Source organism: Aminobacter sp. Piv2-1 (assembly GCF_037625995.1).
Classification (GTDB): Bacteria; Pseudomonadota; Alphaproteobacteria; order Rhizobiales; family Rhizobiaceae; genus Aminobacter.
The window spans coordinates 146936-161545 of record NZ_JARKMU010000008.1; the positions used below are offsets into that span (position 1 = coordinate 146936).

15 protein-coding genes are annotated in these 14610 nt (G+C 65.3%); 4 read left to right on the plus strand and 11 right to left on the minus strand.

Going from position 1 to position 14610, the window contains the following annotated elements; translation table 11 throughout:
* Positions 1-26: 26 nt before the first annotated feature.
* From pyrF to AmiPiv_RS16180, 4 genes are all read left to right on the plus strand, one after another.
* Positions 27-725, plus strand: a complete 699-nt coding sequence (gene pyrF / locus AmiPiv_RS16165; RefSeq protein WP_340038506.1) for an orotidine-5'-phosphate decarboxylase — start codon at positions 27-29, stop codon at positions 723-725.
* Positions 726-777: 52 nt separating this feature from the next.
* The gene (locus tag AmiPiv_RS16170) at positions 778-1065 is read left to right on the plus strand and encodes a DUF1330 domain-containing protein (protein ID WP_340038507.1); all 288 of its coding nucleotides are present in this window, start codon (positions 778-780) and stop codon (positions 1063-1065) included.
* Positions 1066-1341: 276 nt separating this feature from the next.
* Complete coding sequence (locus AmiPiv_RS16175; RefSeq protein ID WP_340038508.1) at positions 1342-2619, plus strand: polyhydroxyalkanoate depolymerase; 1278 nt, start codon at positions 1342-1344, stop codon at positions 2617-2619.
* 283 nt (positions 2620-2902) lie between these two features.
* Positions 2903-3529, plus strand: coding sequence for a transglutaminase-like cysteine peptidase (locus tag AmiPiv_RS16180; RefSeq protein ID WP_340038509.1), 627 nt, complete (start codon positions 2903-2905; stop codon positions 3527-3529).
* Between the two features lie 441 nt (positions 3530-3970).
* On the opposite strand, the gene AmiPiv_RS16185 is transcribed toward AmiPiv_RS16180, so the two are convergent.
* The 11 genes from AmiPiv_RS16185 to AmiPiv_RS16235 form a co-directional block, all read right to left on the minus strand.
* A complete protein-coding gene (locus AmiPiv_RS16185) occupies positions 3971-5503 on the minus strand; it encodes a YifB family Mg chelatase-like AAA ATPase (protein ID WP_340038510.1) in 1533 nt (510 codons plus the stop codon).
* Between the two features lie 359 nt (positions 5504-5862).
* Complete coding sequence (locus AmiPiv_RS16190) at positions 5863-6849, minus strand: Gfo/Idh/MocA family protein (protein ID WP_340038511.1); 987 nt, start codon at positions 6847-6849, stop codon at positions 5863-5865.
* Positions 6850-6950: 101 nt separating this feature from the next.
* Positions 6951-7529 (minus strand): YceI family protein, encoded by a 579-nt coding sequence (locus tag AmiPiv_RS16195; protein WP_340038512.1) that lies wholly within the window; start codon positions 7527-7529, stop codon positions 6951-6953.
* Positions 7530-7598: 69 nt separating this feature from the next.
* The gene (locus AmiPiv_RS16200; protein WP_445206965.1) at positions 7599-8177 is read right to left on the minus strand and encodes a cytochrome b; all 579 of its coding nucleotides are present in this window, start codon (positions 8175-8177) and stop codon (positions 7599-7601) included.
* A gap of 61 nt (positions 8178-8238) precedes the next feature.
* The gene (locus AmiPiv_RS16205; protein WP_340038514.1) at positions 8239-8838 is read right to left on the minus strand and encodes a nucleotidyltransferase family protein; all 600 of its coding nucleotides are present in this window, start codon (positions 8836-8838) and stop codon (positions 8239-8241) included.
* Positions 8839-8955: 117 nt separating this feature from the next.
* The gene (gene pheT, locus AmiPiv_RS16210) at positions 8956-11361 is read right to left on the minus strand and encodes a phenylalanine--tRNA ligase subunit beta (protein ID WP_340038515.1); all 2406 of its coding nucleotides are present in this window, start codon (positions 11359-11361) and stop codon (positions 8956-8958) included.
* Complete coding sequence (locus AmiPiv_RS16215) at positions 11358-11789, minus strand: ASCH domain-containing protein (protein WP_340038516.1); 432 nt, start codon at positions 11787-11789, stop codon at positions 11358-11360. Before AmiPiv_RS16215 ends, pheT begins: the two co-directional genes overlap by 4 nt.
* Positions 11786-12883, minus strand: coding sequence for a phenylalanine--tRNA ligase subunit alpha (gene pheS, locus AmiPiv_RS16220; protein WP_340038517.1), 1098 nt, complete (start codon positions 12881-12883; stop codon positions 11786-11788). Before pheS ends, AmiPiv_RS16215 begins: the two co-directional genes overlap by 4 nt.
* A gap of 149 nt (positions 12884-13032) precedes the next feature.
* On the minus strand, positions 13033-13434 hold the full coding sequence (gene rplT, locus AmiPiv_RS16225) for a 50S ribosomal protein L20 (protein WP_067955711.1): 402 nt from the start codon (positions 13432-13434) through the stop codon (positions 13033-13035).
* A 37-nt stretch (positions 13435-13471) separates the two neighbouring features.
* Complete coding sequence (gene rpmI, locus AmiPiv_RS16230) at positions 13472-13675, minus strand: 50S ribosomal protein L35 (protein ID WP_340038518.1); 204 nt, start codon at positions 13673-13675, stop codon at positions 13472-13474.
* 209 nt (positions 13676-13884) lie between these two features.
* Positions 13885-14469, minus strand: a complete 585-nt coding sequence (locus tag AmiPiv_RS16235; RefSeq protein ID WP_445206966.1) for a methyltransferase family protein — start codon at positions 14467-14469, stop codon at positions 13885-13887.
* Positions 14470-14610 lie beyond the last annotated feature (141 nt).

Sequence of the window (14610 nt, forward strand, 5' to 3'; positions counted from 1 at the left end):
ATACCGATGTCGACGCGGGTGGAAGCATGACCGTTGAAGCGATGCGCGACCGTCTCATCGTCGGGCTCGACGTGCCCACGGTCAGGGAAGCCGAACAGGTCGTGCGCGATCTCGATGGCACGGCCAGCTTCTACAAGATCGGTTATCAGCTCGCCTTTGCCGGCGGGCTCGACTTCGCCCGCGAGCTGGCGAGCGGCGGCAAGAAGGTCTTCCTAGACATGAAGCTGCTGGACATCGACAACACGGTGGCCAAGGGCGTCGAGAACATAGCCAAGATGGGCATGACGATGCTGACCCTGCACGCCTATCCCAAGGCCATGCGGGCTGCGGTGGAAGCCGCCAGGGGCAGCGACCTGTGCCTGCTCGCAGTCACCGTGCTGACGTCGATGGACGAACAGGACATGATCGACGCCGGGTATGAATACGACCCGCACACGCTGGTGCTGCGCCGCGCCGAGCAGGCCCTTCGGGCCGGAATGGGCGGCATCGTCTGCTCGGCCAGCGAGGCCTCCGCCGTGCGCCTCATCGTCGGGCCCAACATGGCGGTCGTAACCCCGGGCATCCGCCCCGCCGGTGCCGACCACGGCGACCAGAAACGCGTCGTCACCCCGGCCGATGCCATCCGCAACGGTTCGAGCCACCTCGTCGTCGCCCGCCCGATCGTCGGCGCGGTTGACAGGCGGGCCGCCGCCCAGGCTATCCTGGAGGAGATGGTGGCCGCATAGGCCGTCGTGCCTCCTTCGAGGCTCGCACCAAGACAGCAACGGGGAGGAAATGATGGCCAAGGCATACTGGATCGCGCGCGTCGACGTTCGCGACCCCGAGGGCTACAAGGGCTATGTCGCGGCCGCCAAACCAGCCTTCGAGCGCTTCGGTGCCAAGTTCATCGCCCGCGGCGGCGCCCACGAGGCGGTCGAGGGGCCGGGCCGGGCGCGCAACGTCATCATCGAGTTCGCCTCGATGGAAGACGCGCGCAACTGCTACTTCTCGCCCGAGTACCAGCACGCCAAGTCGATACGCCAGCAATTCGCCGTCGGCGAGATCATGCTGGTCGAAGGTATCTGACCCCAACACCATCAGGTTCTGGTCCTGAGAGCCGGCTGGAGGGCCTGCGATCCGGCGAATGCGTTTGCCCGCTCCTTTGGCACTGCACAAAGTCGAAGCATCCGCTTGCTAAGCCGGCGGCCCGCATTGGAAACGTATTTTCAACGGTTTGGACCAAAAGATGTGCCCGTTTCTCGGAGCAGGGGATATTGCATCGCAGCAGATGTTTGTTAACCTTGCTGCATTGCATGACGGGCCCCACGCCGGCTCGCCGCCCCGATGACCGGATGGGACAGCATGTTTTACCAGCTCTATGAATCGACGCATGCAGCCCTGCAGCCGGCGCGTGCCTATGCCGATGCGGTGCGGCTCTTCTACTCGAACCCGCTCAACCCGTTCTCGCACATGCCGCTCGGCCGCTCTGTGGCGGCGATGGCCGAGTTGTTCGAGCGCACGACGAGACGCTACGGCAAGCCGCAATTCGACCTCGACAAGACGGTGGTCGACTGGAAGCCGGCTGCCGTGACCGAACGCATCGTCTGGTCGCGGCCCTTCTGCAATCTGATCCATTTCGAGCGCGCCCTGCCAGAAGGACGCCGTCCCGATCCCAAGCTCCTGATCGTGGCGCCGATGTCCGGGCACTATGCGACGCTTCTGCGCGGTACCGTGGAAGCGATGCTGCCGCATGCCGACGTCTACATCACCGACTGGACCGATGCCCGGATGGTGCCGGTGAGCGAAGGCAAGTTCGATCTCGACGACTACATCGACTACGTCATCGATATGTTCCACATGCTCGGGCCGGACACGCATGTGATGGGCGTTTGCCAGCCCTCCGTGCCGGTCCTGGCCGCAGTGGCGGTCATGGAGGCACGCGGCGACCGCTTTGCGCCCGCGACCATGACGCTGATGGGCGGGCCCATCGACACGCGCCGCAACCCCACCGCGGTGAACCTGCTGGCCGAGAAGAAGAACATCGACTGGTTCCGCGACAACGTCATCATGCAGGTGCCGTGGCCAGCGCCGGGCTTTTCCCGGGACGTCTATCCGGGCTTCCTGCAGCTTTCGGGCTTCATGACCATGAACCTCGACCGCCACATCATCGCCCACAAGGACTTCTTCATGCACCTGGTGAAGAACGATGGCGACAGCGCCGAGAAGCACCGGGACTTCTACGACGAATATCTGGCGGTGATGGACCTGACCGCCGAATTCTACCTGCAAACGGTGGAGACCGTGTTCATGCGTCACTCGCTCCCCAAGGGCGAGATGACCCATCGGGGGCAGCCGGTCGACCTCGCGGCCATCCGCAACGTCGCGCTGTTCACGGTCGAGGGCGAAAACGACGACATCTCGGGCCTTGGCCAGACGCAGGCCGCGCACGATCTCTGCGTCAACATTCCCGACGAGATGAAGGCGCACTACATGCAGCCGGCCGTCGGTCACTACGGCGTCTTCAACGGCTCGCGTTTCCGCGCCGAGATCGTGCCGCGTATCGTCGACTTCATGGCGAGCTACGGCGCGGCCGCGCGCAAGAACGCCAAGCCGAGGCTGGTTCGCGAAGCCAGGGCCTGAGCCAACCACGAGCATTTCCGCTATTCTTCGAATAGCGGACGTGCTCCTTTGGTTTGACGCAACTCCGGACGGAAAGCCGCTTCGCACTTTTCCTGGAATTGCTCTGGAGTTTTCCACAGCGAAGCCCGGCGCCCGATCGCCGGGCTTCGACGTTTCTGTTGCACAATAGTCGCGCCGCCGCCGCCCCGGTAACCATGTCCGCAAACAGTTTCCGGCTCCGATTGACTCCAGATGCCCCTCGACCTTAACGTTTTATTAACGATACGAAGGGGCGAGCGGGGCAATGATTTCCGCAGCAGGCGTGCGGTACGCGGCAGTGCGTGCCGGAGTTTTGGTAGGCGTGGCGGCAGCGGCCCTGCTGTCGGTCGGCGAGGCCAATGCGGCCCAGCCGATGGTGACGGGGGGACTGACCTCCCAGCCCATCGGCCACTACGATTTCTGCCGCATCAACCCGGCCGAATGCTCGATCAAGGAACGTGACCCCGGCCCCGAGCAGATGAACGGCGACCTGTGGCGCAAGCTCGTCGCCGTCAATGTGGCGGCCAACGCCGCGATCAAGCCGATGAACGATATCGACATCTATGGCCGCGACGAGTTCTGGACCTATCCCGTCAACGGCCAGGGCGACTGCGAGGACTATGTGCTTGAGAAGCGCCGCACGCTCAGCCAGGAAGGCGTGTCGCTGTCCAACCTCTTGATCACCGTCGTGCGCAAGCCGGATGGCGAAGGGCATGCAGTGCTGACCGTGCGGACCACCAAGGGCGACTTCGTGCTCGACAACCTGACCGACCTGGTGCGCCAGTGGGACGAGACGGGATACCGCTTCCTCAAGCGGCAGTCGACCGAGAATACGGGCCGCTGGGTTTCCATCCGCGAGGGCCAGGCAACCTTGGTCGGTTCGGTCAAGTAGCTCGCCGGACTTTCCATGAGCTCGTCTGAGCCAACGGCAACGTCAGGGTTCGGGCGCTTCGCTGTCAGCACGGCGGGGCACTCCGCTGCGTGCCTTGGGGCTTGACTGATCGCCTGCCAGTTCGCGCAGAGACCAGCAGCCGAATACATGTATCGCCTTCCAACTCGCAGGCCCTGCAACCATAGGCCGCCGAATTTCCGGTTCTCTTGTCCTTCATCGCCGACCGGGCTGCTGCCCCGCGGGCAGTCGACCCATGCTGCCGCAATCAGCGCATATGAACGAACGCATCCTGACATTCCGACCGCCCGCGGGCGGTCTCGCGCTCCTGGCTCGTCCTTCGGCCCAAGCTGGTCCCGCGCCGAAGCAAGCGGGGCTCTTTCTGTTCGCCCCGACGCTGCATCGACAGAAGCTCCCGCGACCCGACGGTGACCGGGCGCAAAGTCACGCCGCCTGCGCCATCCGCTCCGAAGCGATGCGGTAAGAGATCGCCTCGGCCAGGTGGATGCGGCCCACGCTGTCGCTGCCGTCGAGATCGGCGAGCGTGCGTGCGACCTTGAGCACCCGGTGATAGGCGCGGGCCGAGAAGCCGAGCTTCTCGCTCGCATCCCTGAGCAGCGCGAGCCCGCCGGCATCGGGGGCAGCGATGTCCTCAATCAGGCCGGCTGAGCACTGGGCGTTGGTCGTGGCGTTCGTGGCACCCAGCCTTTCCAGGCGTTCCCGCTGCACGGCGCGGGCGCGGGCGACGCGGACCGCCACCTCGGCGCTCGCCTCCGACCTTGCGCCACGGATGAGGTCGGTGGCGGACACCGCCGGCACCTCGATGCGCAGGTCGATGCGGTCGAGCAGCGGGCCGGAGATGCGCGCCTGGTAATCAGCCTGGCAGCGCGCGCCGCGCAGGCAGCGATAGCCCGGCTCGCCCGCCATGCCGCAGCGGCACGGATTCATGGCGGCGACGAGCTGGATGCGGGCGGGGTAGGTGACGCGGTGATTGACGCGCGCGATCATGCATTCGCCGGTCTCGAGCGGCTGGCGCAGCGAATCGAGAACCTGCGGCGAGAATTCGGGGAGCTCGTCCAGGAACAGCACGCCGTGATGGGCGAGCGAAACCTCGCCGGGGCGGGCGCGCAGCCCGCCGCCGACCATCGCCGCCATCGAGGCCGAGTGGTGCGGCGCCCGGAACGGCCGGCGATCGGTCAGCCGCCCCTCGGCCAGTTCACCCGCCACCGAGGCGATCATCGATACTTCGAGCAGTTCCCTGGGCGATAGCGGCGGCAGGATCGACGGCAGGCGCGCGGCCAGCATCGACTTGCCGGCGCCAGGAGGACCGACCATCAGGAGATTGTGCCCGCCGGCCGCCGCCACCTCGAGCGCCCGCCTGGCGGTCTCCTGGCCCTTGATATCTGCTAGATCCGGCAACCCCGTCGACGGCGCGCGGATGCCCGGCTCGGGCCGCGACAGCACCTGCGTGCCGCGAAAATGGTTGGCCAGGGCAATCAGGCTGCGCGGCGCGAGGATGTCGATGTCGGTCCCGGCCCACGCCGCTTCCGACCCGCACGCCGAGGGGCAGATCAGGCCCTTGCCCTCGGAATTTGCGCCGATCGCAGCCGGCAGCGCGCCGGCCACCGGCGCTATGGTGCCATCGAGCGAAAGCTCGCCCAGCACGATGTAGGCAGCAAGCGCGTCGCCCGGCACGGCCCCCAGCGCAGCCATAAGGCCGAGGGCGATGGGCAGGTCATAGTGGCTGCCCTCCTTAGGCAGATCCGCGGGCGCGAGGTTGACAGTCACCTTCTTGGGCGGCATCGACAGCCCCGATGCATGCAGTGCCGCCTGCACGCGTTCCCGGCTCTCCGCCACGGCCTTGTCGGGAAGGCCGACGATCTGCATGCCGGCCTTGCCCGGTGCGACCATCACCTGGACATCGACCGGAACCGCCTCGATGCCCTGGAACGCGACCGTGCGAACGCGCGAAACCATGTGCCCCTCCCGTCCGATGGATGAGCGCGGCCTGCCCCAGGCACACGGCCCTACCCCTCAGACAGACAAGCACAAAAACTTGCCTCATACAAGAACATTTATAGAACATTCGTGTATACTGCTCGGAACGAGATTTCTTGTGAATGCGTTGCCAAGCAGTATTGGGCCAAATTCTGCCGTAGACCAGCAATTCGGCGGGGCAACTCGCTATCCCGCGCCACCAAGGCTATGACAGCTTGGCAGCGCTGCGATAGTCTCAACTACATGGAGCCATTCAAAAAATAGCCGGCGGGACGGCAATGCAGGCTGCATGGGCCATCCAACACGCCAAGTCGTCGCTCTGCGGGCCGGCGCCGCTGCTACACCTTTTCCCAGCCGTCGTGCTCGCCGGCGCGGAAGATGGCGTCGATGACCTTCTGGTTGAGCACCGACTCCTCCAGCGAGAACACACGGTCCTTGCCGCCTTGGGCCGCGCGCACGAAGGCCTCGACCTCGAGCCGGTACTGCTGCGTGCCGGGAAAGCGAAACACGGTCGCCTCGGTGTGGCCGGCATTGTGCAGTTCGACGCGGTGATGCTCGTAGAGCCCGGCATTGAAAGGCGAGCGCACCTCGATGAATCCCTTGTCGCCGTGGAAGACCATCAACTGGCGGTTGGCGAGCTGGGTGGACAGGTAGAAGGACAGCTCGAACTCGCCGAAATCGGCGCGCACGCTGGAATAGACGTCGGTACCGAACTTTTCGTCGCGCTCGATGCTCGCCTGCACGCGCAAGGGCTCCTTACCGGTCGAAAACCGCGTCGTCACGGTGGGGTAGACGCCGATATCGGGCAGGGCGCCGCCGCCGAGATCAAGCTTGTTGCGCATGTTGTTGGGGTCGACGTTGAAATAGGAGAACGCGCCCTGGACGTGGCGCAGCCTGCCGATGGCACCGCCCGCGATCAGGTCGCGCACCTTGTGCCACTGCGGGTGGTAGGTGACCATGAAGGCTTCCGAGACGACCACCTTGTTGCGGTCGCGAATGGCGATCAGCGGCGCGATGTCGTCGGCCTTGAGCGCCAGCGGCTTTTCGACCAGCACATGCTTGCCGGCCTCGGCCGCCCTGGCCGCCCATTCGAGATGCTGCGAGGTGGGCAGAGGGATGTAGACGCCGTCGACCGCATCCAAAGCGAGCAGTTCCTCATAGGAGCCGAAGGCGTGCCGAGCACCGAAACGGTCGGCGAGCGCCCTGGCCTTGCCGAGATCGCGGCTGGAGACCGCCGCGACCACGCCGTTGTCGGAATCGGCGATCGCCGGCAGGACATGGTCGCGCCCGATCTTGGCGGTGGATAGTACGCCCCAACGAAACATCTGGCCTCCGCGACTGGCTGGTCATGGGATCGGCCGTGGCGGCCGCGTCCCGATGTTGGCCGATGCGGGCGTCAAATTCCAGTGGATTCGGCCCCGGGCAATCAGCTGCGGCGGCCGGTGAACTCCATGTCGAAGGCGACGATGTTCGAATAGATCGGCGTACCGACATCCATCTGATAGCGCGAGCGCAGCACGTTGCCGCTGACATGGAAGCGGATCTGGCGACCATTGAGGCTCTGCAGCTCGGCCTGGAATTTCTCGGTGAAGGTGCGGCCCCTGGCGGTGAGGCGGCCGGTGATCATCGCGGTGTTTTCGCCGGTGCGCGTCACGCTGGTCGAACGGAAGACGATTTCCTGCTCGTTGGTCGTGTCGAAGACCGCATCCGACTTGAGGAAGGCATCGACGCGGCCCTCGCCGGTGCCGACGCTGTCGGGGAAGATGGTCAGGTCCACGCGCGACCGCCCGATGTCGCCACCGTCGATACGGATGGTGCCCTTGAAGCGGCCGAAGGCGCCGTTCAGTCCGCCGCCGCCAACCTTACCGATGGCAAAACGGATGGCCGAACCGTCGGCGGAAATGGCGTAGCGCCCGGCGGCATCGGAAAGCGCCACCGCCCAGGCGCTTCCGACGACGCTGGTGACGGCGAGGAATGCTGCAAGCCCCAAGCGTCTAGTGATCATTGCCTCGGCACTCCCTGTCGACACGGCCAGATCCAGCCGCGCAGGCAGTGAACGAATCTCGTGCCGCCGCTATTCCGGACCGAGATCCCGGCGACCGAGGGAAGGCGAGATCATCCGCGCCATGACCGCGTCGCGCAACCAGAAATGATGCCGCAAGGCCGCCAGGAAATGCAGCGCCACCAGGGCCATGCCGGCATAGGCAAGCCAACGATGGCCGAAGATCCAGAAGGTCTCGGCCTGTTCGGACACGCCCAACGGCAGATGCGGCATGACGAACAGGTTGAACGGCATGGAGGGGATTTCGAGCACCGAGACCGATACCAGAACCCAGCCGGACAGCGGCACGGCGAGCTGCGCGGCGTAAAGCGCAAGGTGGACGGCAGGCGCGGCCCTGCGCTCCATCGCCCCAACCTCGGCCGGTAGCTCCGGACTGGCATTGCCGAGCCGCCAGCCGATGCGGATCAGCACCAGCCCGAGCAGCAGGAAACCGAAGGACTTGTGCAACTGGATCAGCTCGAAGGAGGTGCGCTGGCTGGCCACCCGGATCATCGCCAGGCCGAGTGCGAACTGGCCGATGAACAGGAGCGCGATCAGCCAATGGAGAACGATCGCGGCCCAGCCATAGCGGGTCTTGGTGTTGCGCAGCATCGACGGCACCTCCGTGGCACAACGAATCTGGCACGGTTTTCGTCCGCAGACAGCGCAAACCTTACCAGTCGACGACGGTGATCTCGGGCCACATCTGCCTGGCACGCCGGCCCTTGGCCTCGTGGGTGGCGCGGTTGTCATTGCGATGATTGGGCGTGAGGCGAAAGGCGAAGATGTCGTCGAGGCCGAAGGGCGCCCAGACCTGCGGCGCGCCGTCGACGAGGGCGATGCCGACGGCATGGGTGCGCGAGGCAAAGTGCTCGAGCGACTCGGCACAGGAAGCCATCGGGGCGCGCGGCGAGCCGAAATGGTCCTCGAACCAAAGATGGACGCGGGCCTGGTTGCGGATCTCGACCGGCAGCGGTAGATGCGCGAAAGCATCCGCGCCACGGCGGATGACCACGTCCTCGGCCTCCCAGGAGAGATCCGAGGCATCGAAGTAGAAAAGGTCGATGTCTCGGATACCGTGACCGGCCGGGCGGCCTGTCAAATGGTTCCAGACGCTGTTGTAGAGCGCGCCCGAAACCAGCATCCACTCAGGTAGGTCGAACTTTTCGGCAGCCGCGAGCGCGGGGCGGACGATGGGGTCGGCAAGGAGGATGTCGAGCAGGACCTGCTGCTGGTCTTCGAACGGCAGGCCCTTGTAGCGAAGATGCTCCATACTCCTCCCCGAAAGGGGCTAGAGCGGCGAACACGGGAAATCCGGGCTGCCGCTCTATCCGTTTATTCTTGCCGCATTTGTGCGACGCCAGGCGATCCCACCTGGCTGCAAAATACTCTAGCTCCGGAGCGCACCGCCCGTCTGCTTCTTGACGTTCTCGACGATCTTGGCCGCCAGCGCCTCGAAGTCCTGGTCGGTCAGCGTCTTTTCGACCGGCTGGATGGTGACCTCGATGGCGACCGACTTCTTGCCCTCGCCGAGCGCGGCACCCTCGAAGATGTCGAAGACGGAGACGCCGGTGATGAGCTTCTTGTCGGCGCCAAGGGCGGCTCGGGTCAGCGTGCCGGCCTCGACGGCCTTGTCGACGACGAAGGCGAAGTCGCGCTTGACAGCCTGGAACGGCGACAGCTCGAGCTTCGGCTTGGTCTTGGTCGGCTTGGCCTTGGGCTCCGGGATGGCATCGACATAGACCTCGAAGCCGCAGAGCGGGCCCGACACGTCGAGGCCTTCGAGAGTCTTCGGGTGGAACTCGCCGAAGGTGCCGAGCACGACCTTGGGGCCAAGCTTGATCACGCCGGATCGGCCCGGGTGATACCAGTCGGGCGCGCCGGTCTCGATCTGCAGGCGGTCGACCGGAGCGCCGCAGGCTTCGAGTGCCGCAATGGCATCGGCCTTGGCGTCGAACACGCCGACATTGCCTGCATTGCCCGACCAGTTGCGGCCCGGGCCCTCGAGCTTGGCGGTGCCGCGACGGACGCCGGCCGCGACCCGACGCTGGCCCTCGGCCGTGTCGCCCTCATAGGTGCCGGAGACCTCGAACAAAGCGACGTCGCCCAGGCCACGGTCGGCATTGCGCTGGGCCGCGGCCATCAGGCCGGGCAGCAGCGACGGGCGCATGTCGGACATGTCGGAGGCGATCGGGTTCGACAGCTTCAGGCTCTCCTGGCCGCCGCCGAACAGCTCGGCATGCTTTGCCGGGATGAACGACCAGGTGACGGCCTCCATCATGCCGCGCACGGCGAGCGCGCGCCGCGCCGAGCGGGTGCGGATCTGCAGCGTGGTCAGGATCTTGCCGTTGACGGCGTCATGCGCGCCGAGCGGCTGCGGCGCGATGTTGTCGACGCCGTGAATGCGCATGACCTCTTCGACGAGATCGGCCTTGCCATCGACATCGGGACGCCAGGACGGAACGGAGACGTCGACAACATCGCCGTTGCCCGAAATGCCGAAGCCGAGGCGGGTGAGGATATCCAGGCTCTCGGCCTTCGCGACCTCGATGCCGGTCAGGCGCTTGACCTCTGACAGCGGGAAGGAGACGACCTTGGCCGCGTGGCCGGCGTAGCCGACGACATCGGTCCTGGTCGGCTGACCACCGCAGAGGTCCATCACCAGTCTGGTCGCCAGCTCGACGCCCGGAACCATGAATTCGGGGTCGACGCCGCGCTCGAAGCGGTAGCGCGCATCGGTGATGATGCCGAGCGTGCGGCCGGTTCGGGCGACGTTGAGCGGCGCCCAGAGAGCGGACTCGATCAGCACGTCGGTCGTGTTCTCGTCGCAGCCTGAATGCTCGCCGCCCATGACGCCGGCGATGGATTCGACGCCGTTGTCGTCGGCGATGACGCACATCTCCGGCGTCAGCACATATTCGCGGCCATCGAGCGCCTGCACCTTGTCGCCCTCGCGGCCACGACGGACCACCAGATTGCCGGCGACCTTCCTGGCGTCGAAGACGTGCAGCGGGCGGCCGCGGTCGAAGGTGACGTAGTTGGTGATGTCGACCAGCGCGTTGATGGGGCGCAGGCCTATGGCCAGCAGGCGCTGTTGCATCCACTTGGGCGAGGGGCCGTTCTTGACGCCGCGCACGAGGCGCAGCGCGAAGCCCGGGCAGAGCTCCGGCGCCTCGATCGAAACCTTGACCGGGCAATCGCCTTCACCGGCAACGGCCACGACCGCGCCGCCCTTGAGCGTGCCGAGGCCGGAGGCCGCGAGATCGCGGGCGATGCCATGGACGCTGGTGGCGTCGGGGCGGTTCGGCGTCAGGTTGATCTCGATGACCGGGTCGTCGAGATGGGCGTAGGCGGCGAAGGACGTGCCGACGGGCGCATCGGCCGGCAGGTCGATGATGCCGTTGTGCTCGTCCGACAGCTGCAGCTCGCGCTCGGAGCACATCATGCCGTGGCTTTCGACGCCGCGGATCTTGCCGACCGACAGCGTCACGTCGATGCCGGGCACATAGGCGCCGGGAGCGGCGAAGGCGCCGATCAGGCCGGCACGCGCATTGGGGGCGCCGCAGACGACCTGGATGGGCGTGCCCGCGCCGGTATCGACAGTCAGCACCTGCAGCTTGTCGGCGTCGGGGTGACGGCTCGCCGTCAGCACCTTGGCGATGACGAAGGGCTTGAGGGCCGCCTTGTCGTCGACCGACTCGACTTCGAGGCCGATCGAAGTCAGCCGCTCGACGATTTCTTCGAGCGTGGCGTCGGTTTCGAGATGATCCTTCAGCCAGGAAAGCGTGAATTTCATGGGTTCACTCGTTTCGTGTCGTTGCGGTCGAGCACTTCCACCAGGCGGAACCGCTCACAAACCAAAATCATGTCAGGCGAAAAGCCGCCGTTGCGGGCGAAATAGCCCTCATGGGCCTCACGCCAGTAGTCGTAGGACAGGTCGCCTTCGCCCTCGGCCGCGGCAAAGGCGGCGTCGACCTCATCGAAGCGCCTGTGCTCGACCGATACCGTCTCGATGACGGCAGCGCTGCGGCCCTGGCCGTCGAGCACGACATCCCTGCGGCCGACCTCCGGCACCGGCTCGGCGCCGCCATAGTCGCGCAAGGCGCCGCAGGTCGCGGTCTTCTTGCCCGACAGCACCAGCGCCAGCAACTCGTCCGCAAGCTCAGGGCTGTCGCCAAAGGCGAAGGTCACCGCACCGGCATATCGGTCGGCGGCTTGGGTCATGCGCTCAGGCCACCGAACAGGGTCGGCAGATCGAGGGGCCTAAATCCGTAATGCGACAGCCAGCGGACATCGGCGTCGAAGAAGGCGCGCAGGTCGGGCATGCCGTATTTCAGCATGGCGATGCGGTCGATGCCCATGCCCCAGGCGAAGCCCTGGTACTCGTCCGGATCGAGCCCGCCGAAGCGCAGCACGTTCGGGTGCACCATGCCGCAGCCGAGGATCTCCATCCAGTCGTTGCCTTCGCCGAAGCGCACTTCGCCGGGGCGCGAGCGGTCGCACTGGATGTCGACCTCGAGGCTCGGCTCGGTGAACGGGAAGAAGGACGGGCGGAAGCGCATCTTGACCGAGGGCACCTCGAAGAACGCCTTGCAGAACTCCTCCAGCACCCACTTCATGTTGGCGATGTTGGCGGTCTTGTCGATGACCAAACCCTCGACCTGATGGAACATCGGCGAATGCGTGGCGTCCGAATCCTGGCGATAGGTCTTGCCCGGAATGACGATGCGGATCGGCGGCTTCTCAGTCTCCATGGTGCGGATCTGCACCGGCGAGGTGTGGGTGCGCAGAAGCTTGCGCTCGCCATTGGCGGCCGGTGGGAAGAAGAAGGTGTCATGCATCTCGCGCGCCGGATGGCCTTCGGGGAAGTTCAGCGCGGTGAAATTGTAGTGGTCGGTCTCGACGTCGGGACCTTCGGCGATCGAGAAGCCGAGATCGCCGAAGATCGCGGCGATCTCGTCGATCACCTGGCTGATCGGGTGGATGCGGCCGCGCTCGGCAGGCGACTGGCGCACCGGCAGGGTGACGTCGACCTTCTCGGCGACGAGGCGGGCGGTGATCGCCACATCGCGCAGCTCGCCCTTGCGGGCAGCCAGCGCATCGGTGACGCGGTTCTTGAGCCCGTTGATGGCGGGGCCCTTGGTCTGGCGCTCCTCGGGGCTCATGCCGCCGAGGGTCTTAAGCATTTCCGAGACCGAGCCCTTCTTGCCGAGGGCGGCGACGCGCACCGCCTCGATCGCCTGCTCGTCGGCGGCGGAGGCGATTTCTGCCAGAAGCGATGCTTCGAGCAATCCTAGATCGTGGCTGCTGGCGTTCATGAACGAACCTATTCGAAACGGCGGATCATCGCGTTCTCGTCGAACAATCCGCCTTCAGTTGACTTGCGGCCTAAAAGAAAAACCCGCGCTAGCCCTGCCAGCGCGGGTTTCCCAAATCACAATGCAGAAAGCTTGGGAAGCGCTGGTCTTTACGCGACAGCGCTTTCAAAAGCGTTCGGGGTGGTGTTCTTGAGGTACTCAAGAGCGACCTTGGCCTTGGCGACGAGGGCCGCGAAAGCCTGCGGCTCGTGGATGGCCATGTCGGAGAGGATCTTGCGATCGATCTCGATGTTCGCCTTGTTCAGGCCGTCGATGAAGCGGCCGTAAGTCAGGCCATGCTCGCGAACGGCGGCGTTGATACGCTGGACCCACAGGGCGCGGAAGTTGCGCTTGCGGTTCTTGCGGTCGCGGTAAGCGTACTGCTTCGACTTCTCCACCGCCTGCTTGGCAATGCGGATGGTGTTCTTGCGGCGGCCGTAGAAACCCTTGGCCTGCTCGAGAACCTTCTTGTGCTTGGCGTGGGCGGTTACGCCCCTTTTGACGCGTGCCATGTCATGATCTCCTTAAAACGCTGTCCAGGCCGTGGGCTCAGAGGCCGTTCGGCAGAAAATTCTTGATGACCTTCTTGGCATCCGGTTCAGCCAGAACCATCGTGCCGCGGGCATCGCGAATGAACTTGTTGGTGCGCTTGATCATGCCGTGGCGCTTGCCTGCGGCAGCCGCCAGGACCTTGCCAGTCGCGGTAACCTTGAACCGCTTTTTGGCAGCCGATTTGGTCTTCATCTTGGGCATTTTGCTACTCCGTTCTTCAGGATTCCGCAGTACCCGAAAGCGCTTCGAAATCCCTTCATGTTGTTGTTTTCAGGCCGACCAAAGCCCGAAAAGCAAATGAAACCGCCACGGCATGCCCTGCCGGGCGGTTCTGGGACGCGGCTATATACGCGGAAGTTCGACGCAGCGCAACACCCTGAAAGGGCCGCAAGCGCAATGAACCCGCGGCCTCAGGGGAGGCGGAACAACACCGGCAGCGCGCCGGTGATTTGGGCATGGTCGATCAGCTCGAACACCGGCAGCGCCACCAGGAAGACGAGGCCATCCAGTAGCGTGTTGAGCAGGAGCTTCGGCCTGAAGCTGCCCGTGTCGCCCTCCCGATAGAGCGACGGATTCGGCCAGAAGCGGGGCACGCGGGCTAGGTAATTCTGGTATTCGGCGCCGAATTCGGAAGCGAGATAGCGCTCCTCGCGCCGGATGACGACGTGGAAGGCGCCGGCGCACAACAGCGCAAAGCCTATCGTGGCGACGATGGACCCCATCTGGGCGCCGACGCCGGCAGCGGCAAGCGTCGAGAACACGTAGAGCGGATTGCGGGTCATCGAATAGGGGCCGCCGGTCACCACCTCGTCCGACTTGCGCCCGCCGATGTAGAGCGTGCACCACAGACGGCCGACGACCCCCAGGAAGATCATCAAGATGCCCAGCATCTCGACGACCTCGTGGACGGTGGTGTCTGGCGGGAAGGAGGACTGACCGAACAGCAATGCCGCGAACATCGCGACAACCATCACCGCAAGCACGAGCCTGCGCATGCGCTGATAGTGCCCCAGCGCTTTCCTGTTTCGTGAATTCATGCCAGCCCAAACGCGAGCGGCCCGCCCGACAGGCCAGACCGCTTGGCGCCCCACCATGGAAGGATATGCCGGCCCCGGCTCATGCCGGGGCATTGCGGC